This window comes from Clostridium sp. ZBS15 (genome assembly GCF_023845705.1).
In the GTDB taxonomy this organism is placed as follows: domain Bacteria; phylum Bacillota; class Clostridia; order Clostridiales; family Clostridiaceae; genus Clostridium; species Clostridium aquiflavi.
On the sequence record NZ_JAMQHY010000060.1, the window covers coordinates 12,580 to 30,943 of the forward strand.

The window sequence follows — 18,364 nt, forward strand, 5'->3', positions numbered from 1 at the left end:
TAAAAGAGTATAGTATTTATAAGTTCAATTACTCTGTCCACTTTACTTATGCATATATAAATACAAAGCTAAAACATAGCTAAATTTATGTTACATTCCTGAAGAAAGTGTCCAAGGCTTATCTATTTTTTCTTTTAAATCATTGTAACTGTTAATTAAAGAATTATAACTAACTTCTAATTGTTCAGTAGTCAAAAGTTGCTTATAATAATCTTGCTTTGTAGCTAGTCCAAGATCATATTGAAGCTTAGTTATCTTAGTTTTGTTATACAATACATCAAGCTGTGATTTCATTGAAACTATATTACCTTCTAATGTCACAAGTTTTGTATAAGTAGTAAGCAATGTTTGTTTCATTGTTCTCTTTGCATCACTTACCGAATTCATTGCTGTATTTGCATTATATTCACTTTCTATATCTTTTAAAGAAGCCGATATCCAATTATAATAATTAGTTGACCAATTCTTTAACGCATCTTTATATTCAGGTTTAGTATTTCCCTGTTCATCCTTATAATCATTTTCATTTGGAGGTACTGGTTTAGAGCCTGCTGTACTTGAATAGTTATCTTCAACCCAATCAGCTAATTTTTTATTATATCTAAAATAAGTATCGATTCTCTCATCAAGGTAAGAATCTAAAGATTCATCTAATTTTAATTGTTTGAATTTAACATCGTCCTCTAAATCATAATCTTCAACATCTATATCTGTTATTATTTCAAAAACTTTTTTACTATTCTTTAGTTCCTGTTTTTTTGATTTTCTATCAGCTTTAAGTTTTTCTAATTCAGCTTTAGCATTTTGCATTTCAATTGTACTAACTAATCCTATTTTTTTCTTTAGCTCCATGTTTTCATATTCTTTAGTTTTAATGTCTATATCTATCCCTATGTTTTCTAATTCTTTTTCAAGTATTACTATTGAATTATATTTACTAGTTACATCTACAGATATCTGATCTTCTAAAAATTTTCTTTTTTGTTCATTTTGACTCATTTGTATATCATTATATCCATTATCATCCATATCAACATCTTCATAAAAATCATCTTTTTCCTCAAGCATATCCTGTTTTTCTTCATTCAATACTATCTGATAGCTATTATCTATTGCCGAATCTATAGCCTTCTCTAAACTTAATATTGGCTTAGAGGTATTTGCATTTACTGGCATTTGAATTAGCGAGGCTGAAGTTATTAAACCAGCAATAGTTAATGCAACTAATCTTTTTAAACTATTATTCATTATATAATCTCCTCTCTAAAAGCTTATTATTTATTTTCATCGTTATTATTTAGTATTTCTTCAGTTTTTTCTTCTATTTGTTTTGAATTTATATCATAGTTTTCCTCTTCATTATTAGTATCTATTTTTTCTTTATTTCTAAAAGATAAATTATTTACTTTTTTAGTTATTTTATCTTTTAATTTATTAAATTTATTAAAGAATTTCTTTTCTAATTTATCAAATATCATATAAATAGTAGGTATTAATATAAGTGTTACTAATGTAGATACTGAAAGTCCTCCTATTATTACTACTGCAAGAGGTTGCATTGTTTCTCCACCACTACCAAAAGATAATGCAGTTGGTATCATTCCTACAACAGTTGTCATTGTAGTCATAAGAACTGGTCTAAGTCTAGTTGCCGATCCAATAGCAACTACATCTGTTAAGTTATCATTTGGTTTAGCCTTTCTAAGTTGTTCAATATAATCTATTAAAATTATACCATTATTAACAACTATACCTACTAATAATATAGAACCGAGCATTCCTACAACATTAAGATTTGCCCTTGTTATTACTAATGCAAAAACAACTCCAACAAATGCAAATGGTATACAAAACATTATAATAAATGGTTTGCTAAATGACTCAAATTGAGCAACCATTACCATATAAACAAGTATTATTGCTATAACCATAGCAAATATCAATCCACTCATTGATTCATTCATCATTTCTGTTGCTCCACCAAAAGAAATACTATAATCTCTTGGTAAATCTAATTCGTTTATAGCATTCATAGCTTGTTTTGATGCAGTACCTGTATCTAAATCATCTACTGTTGCTGAAATAGTTATAGTATAATCTCCATCACTTTTAGAAATAGATTTCAAACTATCTTCCATAGTTATCTCTGCAAATACTCCAATTGGAACTTCTTGACCACTTTGAGATAAAATTTTAATTTGTTTTATATCATCTAAACTATCAATACTTGATTCTTGAAATTTTAAATTAACATCAACTTTATAATCATCTATTGTAGCTGTTGTTACAGAATCCCCATTTATTGCTGTACGTAACAAACCAGCTATTCCTGATGTATTTATACCGTATTGTTGAGCTTTATCCTTATCTATTTTAAATTGTGCTTCTTTTGTTGTATCAGCTAAAGACGTTGTTACATTTCTAAATCCATTTAATGAATTTAATTTTACTTCTGCTTGTTTTGCTATTTCTTCTAAAACATCTATATCTGGTCCTTTTAGTTCAAGTGAAACTCCATCTGAACCACCAACCATGCTACTACTCATATTAACTTTTATTTCACAATCAGGCAAAGTGGCCATTCTTTCAACAACTTCTTTTTCTATATCCTCTGTAGATTTCTTTCTTTCCTTTTCAGGAACTAACTCTACAGATATATTAGCACTTGTACCACTACTAGAGTTCGATCCTGAAGACAAAGTTGTCATAGTAGTTTTTATTTCCTGAATATCTGCAATTTTATTTTCTGCCATAGATACATAATAGTCACTAGCATTTAATTCAAGACCTTCTGGCAAACTTATAGATATACTTAATTTTCCTTCATCTGTTGATGCCATAAAATCAACACCTATAAATGCTGCTCCAAATATAGACCCAATAAATAATAAAATACTTATAAATACAACTATCTTTTTATGATTTAAAGAGATTTTCAATATACTTCTATATCTTTCACTAATTTTATCAAAAATAGGTGATTGTTTTTCAACAAGTTTTTTAGCATTTTCACCTTTACTTAATTTAGCAAAAATACTAGGAACCAATGTTATTGCTACTATTAAAGATAATGACAATGCATATATAAGTGTCTTCGCTAAAGCACCAAACATTATCTTAGTAAATCCTTCAGTAAATAAAATTGGTAAAAATATAGCTACTGTTGTTAATGTTGATGCTACAATTGCATTTGTTACAGTTTGAGCACCTTTTATAGAACAATCATCAATATCTAATACAGTATCTCTCCTATATTGAAATATATTTTCTATAATAACCGTTGCATTATCAACAACCATACCTACGGCTATTACAAGTGAACCTAGTGTTACCATGTTAAGAGTTTCACCTGTAAAATAAAGTAATGCAATAGCACCTATTATTGATGTAGGAATTGCAATAGCAACAACTAATGATGCTCTCATATTTTTTAAGAAAAGAAAAATTACTAAAAACGCAATAACAGCACTTATAGCAAGATTTTGCATTACACTTTTAATTGAATCATTTATGTATTCACTAGAGTCATTAACTACTTCAATTTTATATTCAGGATTTTCTGAATTAAGTTTTTCTACTGTTTTATGAACATCCTTCATAACTTGTACAGTATTTGCATCTTGCTGTTTCTGTATATCTATTACTAAACTATTTTGACCATTATATCTATATATAGCTTGTTTCTCAGCAAATCCATAATCAACATCACAGATCTTATCTAATCTAACAGTTTTTCCACCACTTACTGGTATTTGAACTTGTTTTACATCTTCTAACGAATTTAATTCATCAATACCTCTTAAGACTATTTTATCTTCACCTTGAATTATTGAACCATATGGAAAAGTTTTATTAGTAGCTGATAAAGTATTTTTTATAGTCTGCAAACTAACTCCATAATTTGATAAAATAGCAGGATCAGCAGTTATATTTACTTGCGATTTATCTCCACCATTAATTCCTGCTTCAGTAACTCCAGCTACTGATTCAATTTTAGATTGAATAGTATCTTCTGCATATTTCATTAGTGCTTCCGAGCTGTGTCCACCAGAGATAACTAATTGAGATATTGCTTGCGCATTCATATCCATTTTAAGAACAGTAGACTTTGTAACATCATCAGGTAAAGTTGATTGCACAGAATCTACCTTTGATCTTACATCATTCAATATTTCATTTAAATCTGTTCCATATTCAAATTGTGCCACAACCATTGAAACACTTTCTTGAGACATAGAAACAGTCTTTTTAACATTAGATATTGCTGATAATTTTTCTTCAATTTTTTCACTTATTTGTTCATCTATATCTTCAGGACCAGCTCCTGCCCATTGCGTTGTTACCATTACTACTGGTATTTCTATATCCGGCATTAAGTTAGCTGGCATCTTCAAATAGCCTATATAACCAAACATAATAACAACCAAAAATACCATTATTATTGTAAGAGGACGTTTAACTGAAGTTTTAGTTAAATTCATAATCTTAGTCCTCCTTTTCTACAGGAAATACTTTACTTCCATCAGTTATAAGTGTTATTCCTCCAACGACTACTGTATCATCAGAATTAATTCCAGATTTAATTTCAACATCTGTTGATGTCTCTATCCCTGTTTCTACTGCTGTTTTTATAGCTCTAGTTTCATCATTTACTATGTATAAATATTTCTTACCATCCTCTTCAAATAAAGCTTTTTTAGGAATAGTTATTGTGTTTTCATTCTTTTCTAGACTCAAATTAACTTCTGCTGACATTCCTGCTTTTAAAGCATTTGATGAATTATCTATTAATATTTTTATTTGGTATAAAGAAGTCTGTGAATCCACAACTAAAGGCACATATTCAACTTTACCATTAATAGTTTGTCCATCTATTATAACTTCTACATCTTGTCCTGCTGAAAATTTATTTATATCAGCTTGAGCTACATTTATATTTACTTCTAAGGTATTTGGACTAGAAACAATAAATGCTGGTTGTTGTTGACTAATCATTTCATTTGAATCACAATTTTTAGCTGTAATTACACCATCAACTGGTGATACTAATGTAAGTTTATTTAAATTACTTGCTGCTACATCATATGATACTTTAGCTTGTTCTAATTGTTTCTCTGCTAATTCTTGTAACTCAGGAATATTTTTTTCAGTTGTTGTTGTATATGATTTTTGAGCTATATCTAATTGTTGTTTAGCTTGATTTAAGCTAAGCTCTATTTTTTTATATTGATCTTCACTTATTGCATCTCCTTGATACAATGCAGTATACATATCATAATTTCTTTTTGCTTCATCATATTGTAATTGAGCAAGTTTCACCGAATTTTCTAATTGATTTGTTTGGCTTTCTATACTTCCACTTGTAGTATTATTATAATTTGCTTGTGCTAAATCCAATGCTGCTTTTGCTTGACTAACACTATTATTAACATCATCACCTTTTAAAGTCAAAAGTATATCCCCCTTCTTAACTTCTTGTCCAAGTGACACATATGTTTTTTCTATTGTTCCAGCCATTTCTGTTGTAATAGAGGTTTCAGTTGCTACTTTAGTAGTACCTGTAAACATATTCTTATTTTCTATCTCGCTATTTTTTGATTTTTTAACCGATACCGCTATGGATTTTTCTTGTTGTTTTGCTACATCTTTGTTTCCACATCCAACTAGCCACATCATATTAAATATTAATAATAATGCTAAATATTTTTTCATACTTATTGCCTCCAACCTTTCAATGTCATTTTTTAATTAGGCTCTGTTTTAAATGTGTNNAAGTGGCATTGTAATTGGACTTTGACAATCCTTAATGATTATTGTCAAAGTTCAATTACTCCGCCCACTTTGCTTATGCATATATCAACACCCTGCTAAAACAGAGCCTTTAATTAAAATAATTTCTACAATTTTTTTAAAAATTCCTCCCTACTCCCTAACCTTTTAATCTATACAGTTAAAATTTATAAACATTAGTATTAATTGATAAAATATAATTAATTATAAATTTATAATTATTCTAAGTCAATAACTTTTCTATCTTGTATATAAATGGTTATTAGTTTATAATTTATTTTATACTATAACGTATGAACGCATATTAAGGAGTTAAATTAATGCATAAACAAGATTTAGATAAAATTTCCGATTCTTTATTAACTTTTTTATTTTTAGTTAAAAATAATATATTTAGTGAAAATGAGTTTATAAAAAATTTTCCTAAACCACCAAAAGAAGTTGAAGATTATATGAATGAATTTCCTATGCCACCGTCTCATACAAAAGTAATTCTATATCTTCATAAATCAAATTCTTCACCAATATCTCAAATAGCTAGTAATTTAGGTATATCTAAATCTAATATGACACCCATAATAGATAAGCTTATAGAATACGGTCTAGTTAATAGATATCCAGATTCTAAAGATAGAAGAATACTTAGAGTTGAATTAACTGCAAAGGCATTAGATATATTTGAAAAATTCAGAAATGCTGCAAAAGCTAAATTGGCAAGTAAAATTGAAATTTTAGATGATGATGATTTATACGCATTAAGTGATTGTGTATCAAAGCTATACGATATAATGCAAAAAATAGAAAAAAAATAAGACGGATGAAATCATTCGTCTTATTTTTCATTTATTTTAATTTATAAGTTTAGGCTAATTTCAACACCGTAGTGATCAGATATTACATCTTTGTTTATTCCATTAAATATTACTTTAGATGTTATAACATCTAACTTTTTATTACTTAAAATCAGATCTAATCTTAATTTATCTTTATTTTCATCCCAACCATCTATTTTCCCTTTGACTGTAATTCCACTATCAGCTTCTTTTGATATATTAAATGTATCAATTAGACCTTTATTAAGTAAATAATCATATCCTTCATTTCTTATAAACGCATTATTATTAAAATCACCCATAAAGAATGTTATATTATTAGAAACATTTTCTTCTAATAATTTTTTCACTTGATGTTTAAATGGCTCTTCTTCATCTTCCCACCATCCTAGATGACAAGAATAAAGATCTATATTTTCATTATTATACTTAAATGTGACTTTTACAATTTTTCTAGTATTCCAATACTCTCTATCTGTTCCTTTACTTATAAAAAATGATTTTTCATTAATTATATTATGTTTAGTAAATATAGCTAAACCTTCTTCATATTTTTCATAACCTATATGGGAAAAATCCCAAAAGAAATTATAATTAACATTATTTTTAACTAATTCTTTTTGTAATAATACTGCAAAGTTATCCACTTTTAGATTACCATCAATACTTTTTGCATCAATAGATTGACTTACTTCTTGAAATGCCATTGCATCATAATCTTTTTCCCTTATTATTTTAGCTAAATACTTTATTTTATCTATTTGATTCTCTTCTTGCCAAGAATGACAATTTAAAGTTAATAACTTCACTTTACTACACTCCTAATATATCTTGAATATTTGACTTTAAAACATCAGCTTTTGGTCCATATATTGCTTGTATCCCTTTATCTTTTATTACTAAACCAAGAGCTCCATTTTTCTTCCAATCTTTTTCATCAGAAACTAAAGCTTTGTCTTTTACTGTTACCCTTAAACGAGTCATACAAGCATCAACATCTACAATATTTTCTCTTTCACCTAATAATGAAATTATTTTTACTGCTAATTCATCACCTGATGTATTTGAATTTGATGAGTTTTTTGAAGATTCATCTTCTTCTGAATCTATATAATTTCCTCTTCTTCCTGGAGTAGCAATCTTAAATTTCTTTATTAAGAAATTAAATGTAAAGTAATTTAAGAAGAAGAATGCAACCCCACTAATTACAAAGTTAACTAAATCCATTGATAAACCTGCTCTTACGAACATAGGTACACGAGTTAAAAATTCAACAAATCCGAAAGCTTGTATTCTTACGCTAATAATATCTGCTAAAGCAAATCCTATACCTGTTATAACTGCATATACTCCATAAAGAATTGGTGATACAAACATAAACATAAATTCTATTGGTTCTGTAACCCCTGTTAAAAATACTGCAAGTCCTGCTGATAAAAACATTGATTTATATTTATGCTTCTTATCTTCATCAACATTCTTATACATTGCAAGTGCAACCCCTATTAATGAAGCACTTGAAAGAACTACTTGACCATACTTAAATCTTGCTGGTGTAACTGTTGTTAATAAATTATTATATGAAGACATATCTCCTCCACCCTTTAAATTTATTAAGTCTGATATCCATGCAAACCATAATGGATCTTGACCAGCTATAACATGTCCAGCATTAGCTCCAGTTAAAATAGTATAAACCCCGCCTAATTCAGTATAGTTTACTGGTATTGTAAGCATATGATGTAATCCAAATGGTAATAGTAAACGTTCTAAACATCCATATACAAATGGTGATAATATTGGCGCTGTATCTTTAGATGCTGCAAGCCATACACCAAAGGCATTCAATCCTGATTGAGCAAATGGCCATATAATTGAAAGTGCTATTGCCATAACTACTGATCCTACAATTACTACAAAAGGAACAAAACGTTTACCATTGAAGAATGATAATGCATTAGGTAATTTATTAAAGTTATAATACTTGTTATATAATGTGGCTCCTAAAAACCCTGAAATAATTCCAATGAAAACTCCCATATTTAGAGCTGGTGCTCCAAGTATAGATGTAAAATAATCTCCAACTATTAATTGTTTTCCAAAAAGTGATGTTACTGTTGCAGTTTTATCCGCTAACATTGCTGAACTAACTCCAAAAATAGCTCCTGTAATACGATTAGTAAGTATAAATGCTATTAATGCTGCAAATGCTCCACCTGCACGTTCTTTTGCCCAAGATCCACCAATTGCAACTGCAAATAGAATGTGTAAATTACCAATAATACCCCAACCTAAGTCTTCAACAACTCTTGCAATGGTTTGCATTAAAGCTAAATCTCCAGACATTCCTATTAATTTTCCAAGACAAATCATTAATCCTGCTGCTGGCATTACAGCAACAACAACCATAAGTGCTTTACCGAACTTTTGCCAAAATTCAAATGAAAATAGTTTTTCTCTCTTTCCTTCCATTACTCTTCACCTATCCTTATTATAATTATTTTTTCTCAATACCCTTATCCCATAATAGATTCATTACTACATTAATCTATATAATCTACATTCCCATGGTTTTAAATTTATACTACTAATTTCATCATGTTTATCTACTTCGTAATTTGATAAAATTAAGTTTTCAAATTTTAATGTTTCTTTTTCATATTTATATAAATTTTCATTATCTGATAAATTGCATATTATCATATATTTCTTATCACCCAAAATTCTAATATATGAATATATATTTTCATCTTCATCTAAGATAAGTTTATATTCACCATAGCTTAAAGTTTCGCTATTCTTTTTAGTATGTATCATTTTTTTATAGAAATTTAATACTGAATTAGAATCTCTTAACTGTGCTTCAACATTAATTTCTTTATAATTTGAGTTAATATCTATCCAAGGTTTATTATTTGAAAATCCAGCATTTTCACTATTATCCCATTGCATTGGAGTACGTGAATTATCTCTTGATATTGCCCATATTTCTTTAAGTGCTTCTTCTTCTGAAATCCCTGATTCCACTCTCTCATTAAATATATTTACCGATTTAATATCATTATATTTATTTATGTTTTCAAATTTAACATTGGTCATACCAAGTTCTTGTCCTTGATAAATAAAAGGAGTTCCTTGCTGCATAAAATACATTAAACCTAATGCTTTAGCACATTCTACCCTATAATTTTTATCATTTCCCCAAGTTGAAACAACCCTTGGAATATCATGATTTTCTATAAATAATGCATTCCAGCCAACACCATTTAGATTATTTTGCCATTTTGTTAAAGCTTTCTTTAAACCTACGACTGATAATTTAGAATCTGAATCATAATCCCATAAATCAAGATGTTCAAATTGAAATACCATATTAAATTTTCCATCTTCTTCGCCAACCCAAAGTTCTGCTTCTTCAGAATCAACTCCATTAGCTTCACCAACAGTCATAATATCGTAATTTTCAAAAGTCTTATCTGCAAGTTCAGCTAAAAATCTATGTATACCTGGAAAATTCATGTGCTTTTCAAATGAAGATACATATCTTTCATTTCCTTGACTTTTAATGTCTTCGAAAGTTTGATCTTTTTTAATATGACTTATAGCATCAACTCTAAATCCATCAATTCCTTTGTCTAACCACCAATTTACCATTTTATATAGTTCGTTTCTAACATCAGGATTTTCCCAATTTAAATCAGGTTGTCTTTTTGAAAATAGATGTAAGAAATATTCTTCTGTATTTTCATCATATTCCCATGCAGAACCTTTAAATATACTTTCCCAATTGTTAGGTTCAGCACCATCTTTGCCTTCTTTCCAAACATACCAATCTCTTTTAGGACTATCTTTAGATGACTTAGATTCTATAAACCACTTATGTTCATCACTAGTATGATTGATAACTAAGTCAATAATTAATTTCATACCTTTTTTATGAACTTCTGTTAATAATTCATCGAAATCACTCATTGTTCCAAAGTCTTCCATTATATCTTGATAATCACTTATATCATATCCATTATCATCATTAGGAGACTTGTACATTGGACATATCCAGATTACATCTATTCCTAAGTCTTTTAAATAATCTAACTTAGATATTATTCCTCTTAAATCACCAATTCCATCCCCATTAGAATCTTTAAAGCTTCTAGGATAAATTTGATAACCTATTGCTTCTTTCCACCAATTTTTTTTCATTAATAAATACATTCCTTTCGCAATCGGTTGCATAAAATATAAAAATTAAATGACTCATTTTATATACTAACAAAGCCACTGTCTAATTACATTCTTAGTAACTTAAATTTATCATTTGTATTTAAATCTAGGTATTTTCTTCACTTTTGTATTTTGATTATATCAATTTTTATAACCGATTACAAAAGAATTTTTTTCTTTTTAAGATAAAAATTATATATAATTCTTTAGTTTTCATATTTTTTCTCATAATTACAAAGGATTTCTTCGCAATCGGTTGCAAATTGTTATATATGATTCAATAAAATTTATTATTTTATTGAATCTCTAATTACTAAGTTAGTATCAATTATATAATGATCTACCTCTTTATTATTACTTTCTAAAGAATCTATTAGTATTTTAGATGCATAATATCCTAGTTCATATGCATTTATATCAACAGATGCTAACGGTGGATTTTGAAATTCAGCTAATTGTGTGTTATTAAATCCTATGATAGAAATATCTTTTAAATTTTTTTCTTTAAAGACTTTCAATGCACCAAAAGCCATCATATCATCTTCTGCTACAATAGCATCAGGAATTCCATATTTCAATAGTTCTTTTGTAGCTTCAATTCCCTCTTGCTCAGTAAATTCTTCTTTAATTATTATATATTGTTCTTTTATATTAATTCCATTCATTTGGCATGATACTTTAAATCCGTTTACTCTATCTTTAGTTAAATTCCATTCTTTTCTAGCCCCTAAAAAAGCTATTTTTTTCTTTCCTCGCTTAGCTAAATTATTAACCAAATCATACGTCGCTTTAAAGTTATCATTATCTACCCATAAAATTCCATCAGTTTCTTCTGGTCTACCAATAACAACAAATGGAAAACCTGTTTCTTTTAAATATTTTATATTGCTATCATCAGATTTAGCTCTTAATAAACAAATTCCATCTACCAAATTACTACTTATAAAATCCTTTACATGGTGTGCTTCGTGTGCTTCATCTTTGCTAAATGCATAAGTAATATAATAATTCTTACTTTGAGCATATACACTCATACCTTTCATTGCTTGAATGAAAAATGGATTTGTTAATAAATCTTGTGCTTCATTGGGAAGTATTACACCTATTATTCTTGTTTTATTATTTGCTAAGCTTCTAGCTATTGCATTAGGTTTATATTTTAACTTTTTAACAGCTTCTCTTACTTTACTTTTAGTTTCTTCACTAATCTGACTGCTATCTGATAATACTCTAGATACAGTTGAAGCTGAAACATTTGCTTCTTTAGCAACCTCTTTTATAGTAACCTTCATAACATCCTCCAAATTCTCTATTCTTAAAATATGTTATTTTGTTTTTATTAATTCTTGCTTTTGTAATCTCGTTAACCTTTTTATTTTATATTCTCTTCTCATAGCCTCTTTTTTATCTTCAAAGATTTCATAATACAAAAGTTTAACTGGAGTTCTCCCTCTTGTATATTTTGCCCCTTTTCCTGAAGAATGCATTTTTATTCTCTTCTCTAAATCATTTGTCCATCCAGTATATAAAGTATTATCTGAACATTCTAAAATATAAACATAATTCATATATAAATTCCCCAAAATTTTCTTATATGTTATTAGTAACTATTATAACATAAAGTAGTCAATATTTTTATATGATAAATAAAAGCGCTTGCATAAAATAAGTTTCGTATAAATATATATTTATGAATCTAACTTTTGGAAAATTTTACACCCCAGGGGTAAAATAAAAATGTGGATTCAAATTTAATGAATCCACATTTTTTAAAGTTATCCACACTTTTTTAATAAATGAAATTGTTATCTACAAAAACTGTGCATAAAATTGTGATAAAAATTTATGTTCTTCTTCTAACCATATTGCATCTTAATATAATTTATTAGTTATTTATTAGTTTGTCTTCATTATTCCAACAATAAAGTTTACGTATTTCACTACCAACTGCTTCTGATTGATGTTCTGCTGCCAATTTTCTCATTGCTTTAAAGTGAGCTTGTCCTCCAGCTTCAGACATATCTAATAAGAAATCTTTTGCAAAAGTTCCATCTTGAATATCCTTAAGTACTTTCTTCATAGTCTTCTTAGTTTCTTCAGTGATTATCTTAGATCCTGTAATATAATCACCATATTCAGCTGTATTTGAAACTGAATATCTCATTCCAGCAAAACCTGATTGATAAATAAGATCTACTATTAATTTCATTTCATGGATACATTCAAAATAAGCATTTCTTTCATCATATCCGGCCTCTACTAATGTTTCAAAACCCGCTTGCATAAGAGCACAAACACCACCACAAAGAACTGCTTGTTCCCCAAATAAATCAGTTTCTGTTTCTGTTCTAAATGTTGTTTCAAGCACACCAGCTCTTGCTCCACCAATTGCATTTGCATATGCAAGTGCAGTTTCTAAAGCCTTACCAGTTGCATCTTGATGCACTGCTACAAGACAAGGAACTCCTTTACCTAATTGATATTCACTTCTTACTGTATGTCCCGGTCCTTTTGGAGCAATCATTGTTACATCAACATCCTTAGGTGCTGTTATTTGATCGAAATGAATATTAAAACCATGAGCAAACATTAACATATTTCCTGCTTCAAGATTTGGTGCAATATCCTTCTTATACATTGCTGCTTGTAATTCATCATTTATAAGAATCATGATTATATCAGCTTTTTTTGCTGCCTCAGCTGTGCTAAACACTTCAAACCCTTGTGCTTCTGCTTTAGCCCATGATTTACTACCTTCATATAAACCTATAATTACATTACATCCTGATTCTTTAGCATTTAATGCATGAGCGTGCCCTTGACTACCATAGCCTATTACTGCAATAGTCTTTCCTTTTAATAAATTTAAATCTGTGTCTTTTTCATAATACATTTTTGTCATTTTAACGTCCCCCTAATTATTTAATTTATATCTTCTTCACTTATAAGTTGATTAATGGGTGCACCAGGTGCAACCATAGGAAAAACTTTTTTATCATTGCTTATTACATAATCTATTAAAACAGGTTCTTTTGAGGCAATTGCTTTCTTTAAAGTCTCTTCAAGATCTTCTCTTTTTTCAACCCTAAACCCCTTAGCACCAAAAGCTTCTGCAAGCTTAACATAATCTGTTTGCCTATCTAAAGTCGTCTCTGAATATCTTTTTTCATAAAATAATGTTTGCCATTGCCTTACCATTCCCAGTGCATTATTATTCATAACTATAACTACTAATGGTAATTTATTTTTAACTGCTGTAGCCATCTCATTGCAATTCATACCAAAGCTTCCATCTCCAGCAATATTAAATACTTTTTTATTAGGCTTACCTATTTGAGCACCTATAGCAGCTCCAAAGCCATACCCCATAGTTCCAAGTCCACCAGAACTTAAGAAACTTCTTCTATTAGTATAATTAAAATACTGAGAAGCCCACATTTGATGTTGTCCAACTTCAGTAGTAATTATAAAACTACTATCATTTAGTTTATTCAGCTTATCAAATAAAAACTTTGGTGTTAATTCCCCATTGTTGCTTTCATCTATGTGCTTTTCTCCTTTAAGAGAATCTATAAAATTAATCCATTCTTTATTTTCCTTTTTTTCTACTAACGGTATTAATTTATTTAATACATATTTCAAATCTCCAATTATTGATGAATCTACTTTTATATTTTTATTTATTTCTGCTGGATCTATATCTATATGAATTATTTTTGCATTTTTAATATGATTTTGATCACTTATAACTCTGTCACTAAATCTTGCTCCTAATACTATTAATAAATCACATTGAGTCGCACCTATATTTGATGCTTTTGTCCCATGCATCCCAATCATTCCTGTATATAAATTATGATCAAATGGAAATTCAGAAGTACACATTAAAGAAGTAGATACAGGTGCTCCTATTTTTTCTGAAAACTTTATTAATTCCTCTGTTGCCTCAGAAGAAACAATTCCGCCCCCAGCATATATAAATGGTTTTTTACAATTATTTATATAATTTATAGCCTCATGAAATGAACCTTCTTTTATCTTATCTATTCCCTTAGTTATTTTTTTAGGAATCAATTTTTTATATTCTGTTTTATTAGATGTTATATCTTTTGGTATATCTATTAAAACAGGACCTTTTCTACCTTCTTCAGCTATATAAAATGCTTCTCTTATTACCTCTTGAAGATCTTCTATATTTTTTACAATATAATTATGCTTTGTAATAGGCATTGTAATTCCAGCTATATCTACTTCTTGAAAACTATCTTTACCAAGAAGTGGTTTAGCTACATTTCCTGTGATAGCTACCATAGGAATTGAATCCATATAAGCTGTTGCTATTCCTGTAACCAAGTTTGTAGCTCCTGGTCCTGATGTTGCTATACATACTCCAACTTTACCAGTTGCCCTTGCATATCCATCTGCAGCATGTGCAGCTGCTTGTTCATGACAAGTTAAAACATGACGAATTTTCTCCTTATATTTATATAATTCATCATATATATTTAAAACAGCCCCTCCAGGGTATCCAAAAACTGTGTCTATACCCTCATCAACAAGAGACTTTATCAATATTTCAGCCCCCGTTAATAACATTTTATTCACCCCTTTGCTTTATACTTATTGCTATTTGCGTATTAATTTAACTATGTTTTGAAAATATGCATTGATACATACAATGCCACTTTGCTTATGCATGTATCAACGCTTTGTTAAAACATAGAACATTACTTTAATATTGCACCTTCACTGGCAGAGCTTACAAGCTTTGCATATCTAGATAAGTATCCATCCTTTACTTTTGGTTCTAGTGGTTTAAATTTAAGTTTTCTTCTTTGAATTTCTTCGTCACTTAATTTAACTTCTAATTTTGCATTATTTATATCTATTGAAATAATATCTCCATTTTCTATTAATCCAATCATTCCACCAGATGCTGCTTCTGGAGAAACATGTCCTATAGATGCACCTCTAGTAGCTCCACTAAATCTTCCATCAGTTATAAGTGCAACAGAATCATCAAGTCCCATACCTGCAATTGCTGCTGTTGCCTGAAGCATCTCTCTCATTCCAGGTCCCCCTTTAGGTCCCTCATACCTTATTACAATTACATCACCTTGATTTATTTTTTTATTAAAAATTGCTGAATTTGCTTCCTCTTCTGAATTAAATACTCTAGCTGGTCCTTCATGAACTAACATCTTCGGTAAAACTGCTGCTCTTTTTACAACTGCACCATCTGGAGCTAAGTTTCCTCTAAGTATTGCTATTCCTCCATTTTCGCTATACGGATTATCTATTGGTCTAATGACTTCATAGTCTTTAACTGTTACCCCTTTAATATTTTCCCCTTGTGTTTTTCCTGTAACAGTAATACAGTCTAAATCTAAAATATCTTTCTTAGAGAGTTCATTCATGATTGCAGTAATTCCACCTGCTGCATACAAATTCTCAATATGAATATTTGAAGCTGGTGCCAACTTACAAAGATCTGGTGTTTTTGATGATAAATCATTTATTATATCTAAATTCATATCAACCTTTGCTTCATTTGCTATTGCTGTTATATGAAGCACACTATTAGTTGAACATCCAAGTGCCATATCAGCTTTAAGTGCATTCATAATACTTCTTTCATTTATAATGTCTCTTGGTTTAATATCATTTTTTAACATATCCATAACAGCCATTCCAGCTTTTTTAGCAAGTCTTATTCTTTCAGAAAAAACTGCTGGTATAGTTCCATTTCCAGGTAACGCTATACCTAATACTTCACATAAACAATTCATAGAATTAGCTGTGAACATTCCTGAACATGAACCACATGTCGGACATGCACACTCTTCTAAATCACATAATTCCTTTTCATCCATTGTTCCATTTTCATATGATCCAACAGCTTCAAACATTGTAGTTAAAGAAATATCTTTTCCTTTATGTTTTCCTGCAAGCATTGGTCCCCCACTTATAACAACTGATGGAACATTAACTCTTAAAGCACCCATAACCATACCCGGCACAATTTTATCGCAATTTGGAATTAAGACTAATGCATCAAAAGCATGGGCTTTAGCCATACACTCAATAGAATCTGCTATAAGTTCTCTTGTAACTAAAGAATATTTCATTCCTTCATGTCCCATTGCTATACCATCACACACCCCAATTGTAGGTATAACAAGTGGCGTACCACCAGACATTAAAATTCCTTTTCTAACAGCTTCAGTTATTTTATCAAGATTCATATGACCTGGAATAATCTCATTTTGTGATGAAACTATTCCTATAATAGGTCTTGAAATTTCTTCATTTGTTAATCCTAAAGCCTTAAGAAGTGATCTTTGAGCTGCTTTTCCATGACCTTTTTTTATAACATCACTCTTCATAAATCACTATTCCCCCTTATTTATTTTTTTACAAACTAAATCTCCCATTTCATTAGTTCCAACTTTAATTTTTCCTTCACTCATTATATCTCCAGTTCTATAACCATCTTCCAAAACTGATAACACTGAACTTTCAATTAGCTTTGCTTCACTTTCTAAATTAAAACTATATCTAAGCATCATGGCTGCAGATAATATTGTTGCTAATGGATTTGCAATTCCTTTACCTGCTATATCAGGTGCACTACCATGAATTGGTTCATACATTCCTAAAGTCCCATCACCTAATGATGCTGATGGTAACATTCCAATAGATCCTGTAATCATACTAGCCTCATCAGATAAAATATCCCCAAACATATTAGAAGTTACAATTACATCAAATTGAGTTGGATCTTTTACAAGTTGCATTGATGCATTATCTATATATAAATAATTAACATTAACTTCTGGATAATCTTTTGAGATTTCCCCAATTACTTTTCTCCAAAGTCTAGAAGTTTCAAGTATATTTGCCTTATCAACACATGTTAATTTTTTATTTCTCTTCATTGCTGTTTCAAATCCAATTTTAACTATTCTCTTTATTTCAACAGTGCTATATCTTTCTGTATCATAAGCTGATTCTACGCCTTCTAATTCTTCTCTTCCTCTTTCACCAAAATAAATACCTCCTGTTAGCTCTCTTACAATAGCAATATCTATTCCATTTTTAACTATTTCATCTTTAAGTGGTGATGCATTTTTAAGAGGTTCATATAATACTGCTGGTCTTAAGTTACAATAAAGATTCATTCCACTTCTTAATCCTAATAATGCTTGTTCAGGTCTAACCTTTGCATCTGGATTATCCCATCTTGGTCCCCCCACAGCACCTAACAAAACAGCATCACTTTTTTTACATATATCTAGAGTTTCCTTTGGAAGAGCTTCTCCAGTTTTATCAATAGAACATCCTCCAGCCATTACATATTCATATTCAAATACATGTCCAAACTTTTTCCCCACTACGTTCAATACTTTTATAGCTTCTGTTACTATACCAGGGCCTATCCCATCCCCTGGTATTACAGTCACATTATATTTCATAAATAGTCCCCCCATTATTTTTAGATAGTGTAAACTTGTTTA

General features: G+C 29.3%; 13 protein-coding genes. 1 reads left to right on the top strand and 12 read right to left on the bottom strand.

From position 1 onward, the window contains the following. Positions 1-90: 90 nt before the first annotated feature. From NG904_RS15515 to NG904_RS15525, 3 genes are read right to left on the bottom strand one after another with little or no spacing between them, the layout of a single operon-like run. Complete coding sequence (locus NG904_RS15515; protein ID WP_252232548.1) at positions 91-1,248, bottom strand: TolC family protein; 1,158 nt, start codon at positions 1,246-1,248, stop codon at positions 91-93. A 26-nt stretch (positions 1,249-1,274) separates the two neighbouring features. After that, positions 1,275-4,481, bottom strand: a complete 3,207-nt coding sequence (locus tag NG904_RS15520; protein ID WP_252232550.1) for an efflux RND transporter permease subunit — start codon at positions 4,479-4,481, stop codon at positions 1,275-1,277. A 4-nt stretch (positions 4,482-4,485) separates the two neighbouring features. Beyond that, positions 4,486-5,712 carry an efflux RND transporter periplasmic adaptor subunit gene (locus tag NG904_RS15525; protein ID WP_252232552.1) on the bottom strand — a complete coding sequence of 409 codons (1,227 nt, stop codon included), beginning with the start codon at positions 5,710-5,712 and terminating at the stop codon, positions 4,486-4,488. 398 nt (positions 5,713-6,110) lie between these two features. On the opposite strand from NG904_RS15525, the gene NG904_RS15530 reads away from it, so the two are divergent. Continuing rightward, the gene (locus NG904_RS15530) at positions 6,111-6,602 is read left to right on the top strand and encodes a MarR family winged helix-turn-helix transcriptional regulator (protein WP_252215148.1); all 492 of its coding nucleotides are present in this window, start codon (positions 6,111-6,113) and stop codon (positions 6,600-6,602) included. 41 nt (positions 6,603-6,643) lie between these two features. On the opposite strand, the gene NG904_RS15535 is transcribed toward NG904_RS15530, so the two are convergent. From NG904_RS15535 to leuB, 9 genes are all read right to left on the bottom strand, one after another. Further along, positions 6,644-7,432, bottom strand: a complete 789-nt coding sequence (locus NG904_RS15535) for an endonuclease/exonuclease/phosphatase family protein (protein WP_252232554.1) — start codon at positions 7,430-7,432, stop codon at positions 6,644-6,646. Between the two features lie 4 nt (positions 7,433-7,436). Further along, positions 7,437-9,095, bottom strand: a complete 1,659-nt coding sequence (locus NG904_RS15540; protein ID WP_252232556.1) for a PTS transporter subunit IIBC — start codon at positions 9,093-9,095, stop codon at positions 7,437-7,439. A gap of 66 nt (positions 9,096-9,161) precedes the next feature. Further along, positions 9,162-10,826, bottom strand: a complete 1,665-nt coding sequence (locus NG904_RS15545; RefSeq protein WP_252232558.1) for a glycoside hydrolase family 13 protein — start codon at positions 10,824-10,826, stop codon at positions 9,162-9,164. 311 nt (positions 10,827-11,137) lie between these two features. Next, positions 11,138-12,139 carry a LacI family DNA-binding transcriptional regulator gene (locus NG904_RS15550; protein ID WP_252232559.1) on the bottom strand — a complete coding sequence of 334 codons (1,002 nt, stop codon included), beginning with the start codon at positions 12,137-12,139 and terminating at the stop codon, positions 11,138-11,140. A 33-nt stretch (positions 12,140-12,172) separates the two neighbouring features. After that, positions 12,173-12,415 carry a GIY-YIG nuclease family protein gene (locus tag NG904_RS15555; RefSeq protein ID WP_252215135.1) on the bottom strand — a complete coding sequence of 81 codons (243 nt, stop codon included), beginning with the start codon at positions 12,413-12,415 and terminating at the stop codon, positions 12,173-12,175. A 317-nt stretch (positions 12,416-12,732) separates the two neighbouring features. Next, positions 12,733-13,749, bottom strand: coding sequence for a ketol-acid reductoisomerase (gene ilvC, locus NG904_RS15560; RefSeq protein WP_252232561.1), 1,017 nt, complete (start codon positions 13,747-13,749; stop codon positions 12,733-12,735). A 20-nt stretch (positions 13,750-13,769) separates the two neighbouring features. Continuing rightward, the gene (gene ilvB / locus NG904_RS15565; RefSeq protein ID WP_252232563.1) at positions 13,770-15,443 is read right to left on the bottom strand and encodes a biosynthetic-type acetolactate synthase large subunit; all 1,674 of its coding nucleotides are present in this window, start codon (positions 15,441-15,443) and stop codon (positions 13,770-13,772) included. Between the two features lie 131 nt (positions 15,444-15,574). After that, entirely contained in the window at positions 15,575-17,233 is a 1,659-nt protein-coding gene (ilvD, locus tag NG904_RS15570; RefSeq protein WP_252232564.1) for a dihydroxy-acid dehydratase, read from the bottom strand. A 6-nt stretch (positions 17,234-17,239) separates the two neighbouring features. After that, on the bottom strand, positions 17,240-18,322 hold the full coding sequence (gene leuB, locus NG904_RS15575) for a 3-isopropylmalate dehydrogenase (RefSeq protein ID WP_252232566.1): 1,083 nt from the start codon (positions 18,320-18,322) through the stop codon (positions 17,240-17,242). Between the last annotated feature and the right edge of the window lie 42 nt (positions 18,323-18,364).

What these genes read in the sequence shown, in the direction of transcription:
- NG904_RS15515 (WP_252232548.1), bottom strand. Translation starts at nt 1,248, where the DNA reads ATGAATAATAGTTTAAAAAGATTAGTTGCATTAACTATTGCTGGTTTA.
- NG904_RS15520 (WP_252232550.1), bottom strand. Translation starts at nt 4,481, where the DNA reads ATGAATTTAACTAAAACTTCAGTTAAACGTCCTCTTACAATAATAATG.
- NG904_RS15525 (WP_252232552.1), bottom strand. Translation starts at nt 5,712, where the DNA reads ATGAAAAAATATTTAGCATTATTATTAATATTTAATATGATGTGGCTA.
- NG904_RS15530 (WP_252215148.1), top strand. Translation starts at nt 6,111, where the DNA reads ATGCATAAACAAGATTTAGATAAAATTTCCGATTCTTTATTAACTTTT.
- NG904_RS15540 (WP_252232556.1), bottom strand. Translation starts at nt 9,095, where the DNA reads ATGGAAGGAAAGAGAGAAAAACTATTTTCATTTGAATTTTGGCAAAAG.
- NG904_RS15545 (WP_252232558.1), bottom strand. Translation starts at nt 10,826, where the DNA reads ATGAAAAAAAATTGGTGGAAAGAAGCAATAGGTTATCAAATTTATCCT.
- NG904_RS15550 (WP_252232559.1), bottom strand. Translation starts at nt 12,139, where the DNA reads ATGAAGGTTACTATAAAAGAGGTTGCTAAAGAAGCAAATGTTTCAGCT.
- NG904_RS15555 (WP_252215135.1), bottom strand. Translation starts at nt 12,415, where the DNA reads ATGAATTATGTTTATATTTTAGAATGTTCAGATAATACTTTATATACT.
- ilvC (WP_252232561.1), bottom strand. Translation starts at nt 13,749, where the DNA reads ATGACAAAAATGTATTATGAAAAAGACACAGATTTAAATTTATTAAAA.
- ilvB (WP_252232563.1), bottom strand. Translation starts at nt 15,443, where the DNA reads ATGTTATTAACGGGGGCTGAAATATTGATAAAGTCTCTTGTTGATGAG.
- ilvD (WP_252232564.1), bottom strand. Translation starts at nt 17,233, where the DNA reads ATGAAGAGTGATGTTATAAAAAAAGGTCATGGAAAAGCAGCTCAAAGA.
- leuB (WP_252232566.1), bottom strand. Translation starts at nt 18,322, where the DNA reads ATGAAATATAATGTGACTGTAATACCAGGGGATGGGATAGGCCCTGGT.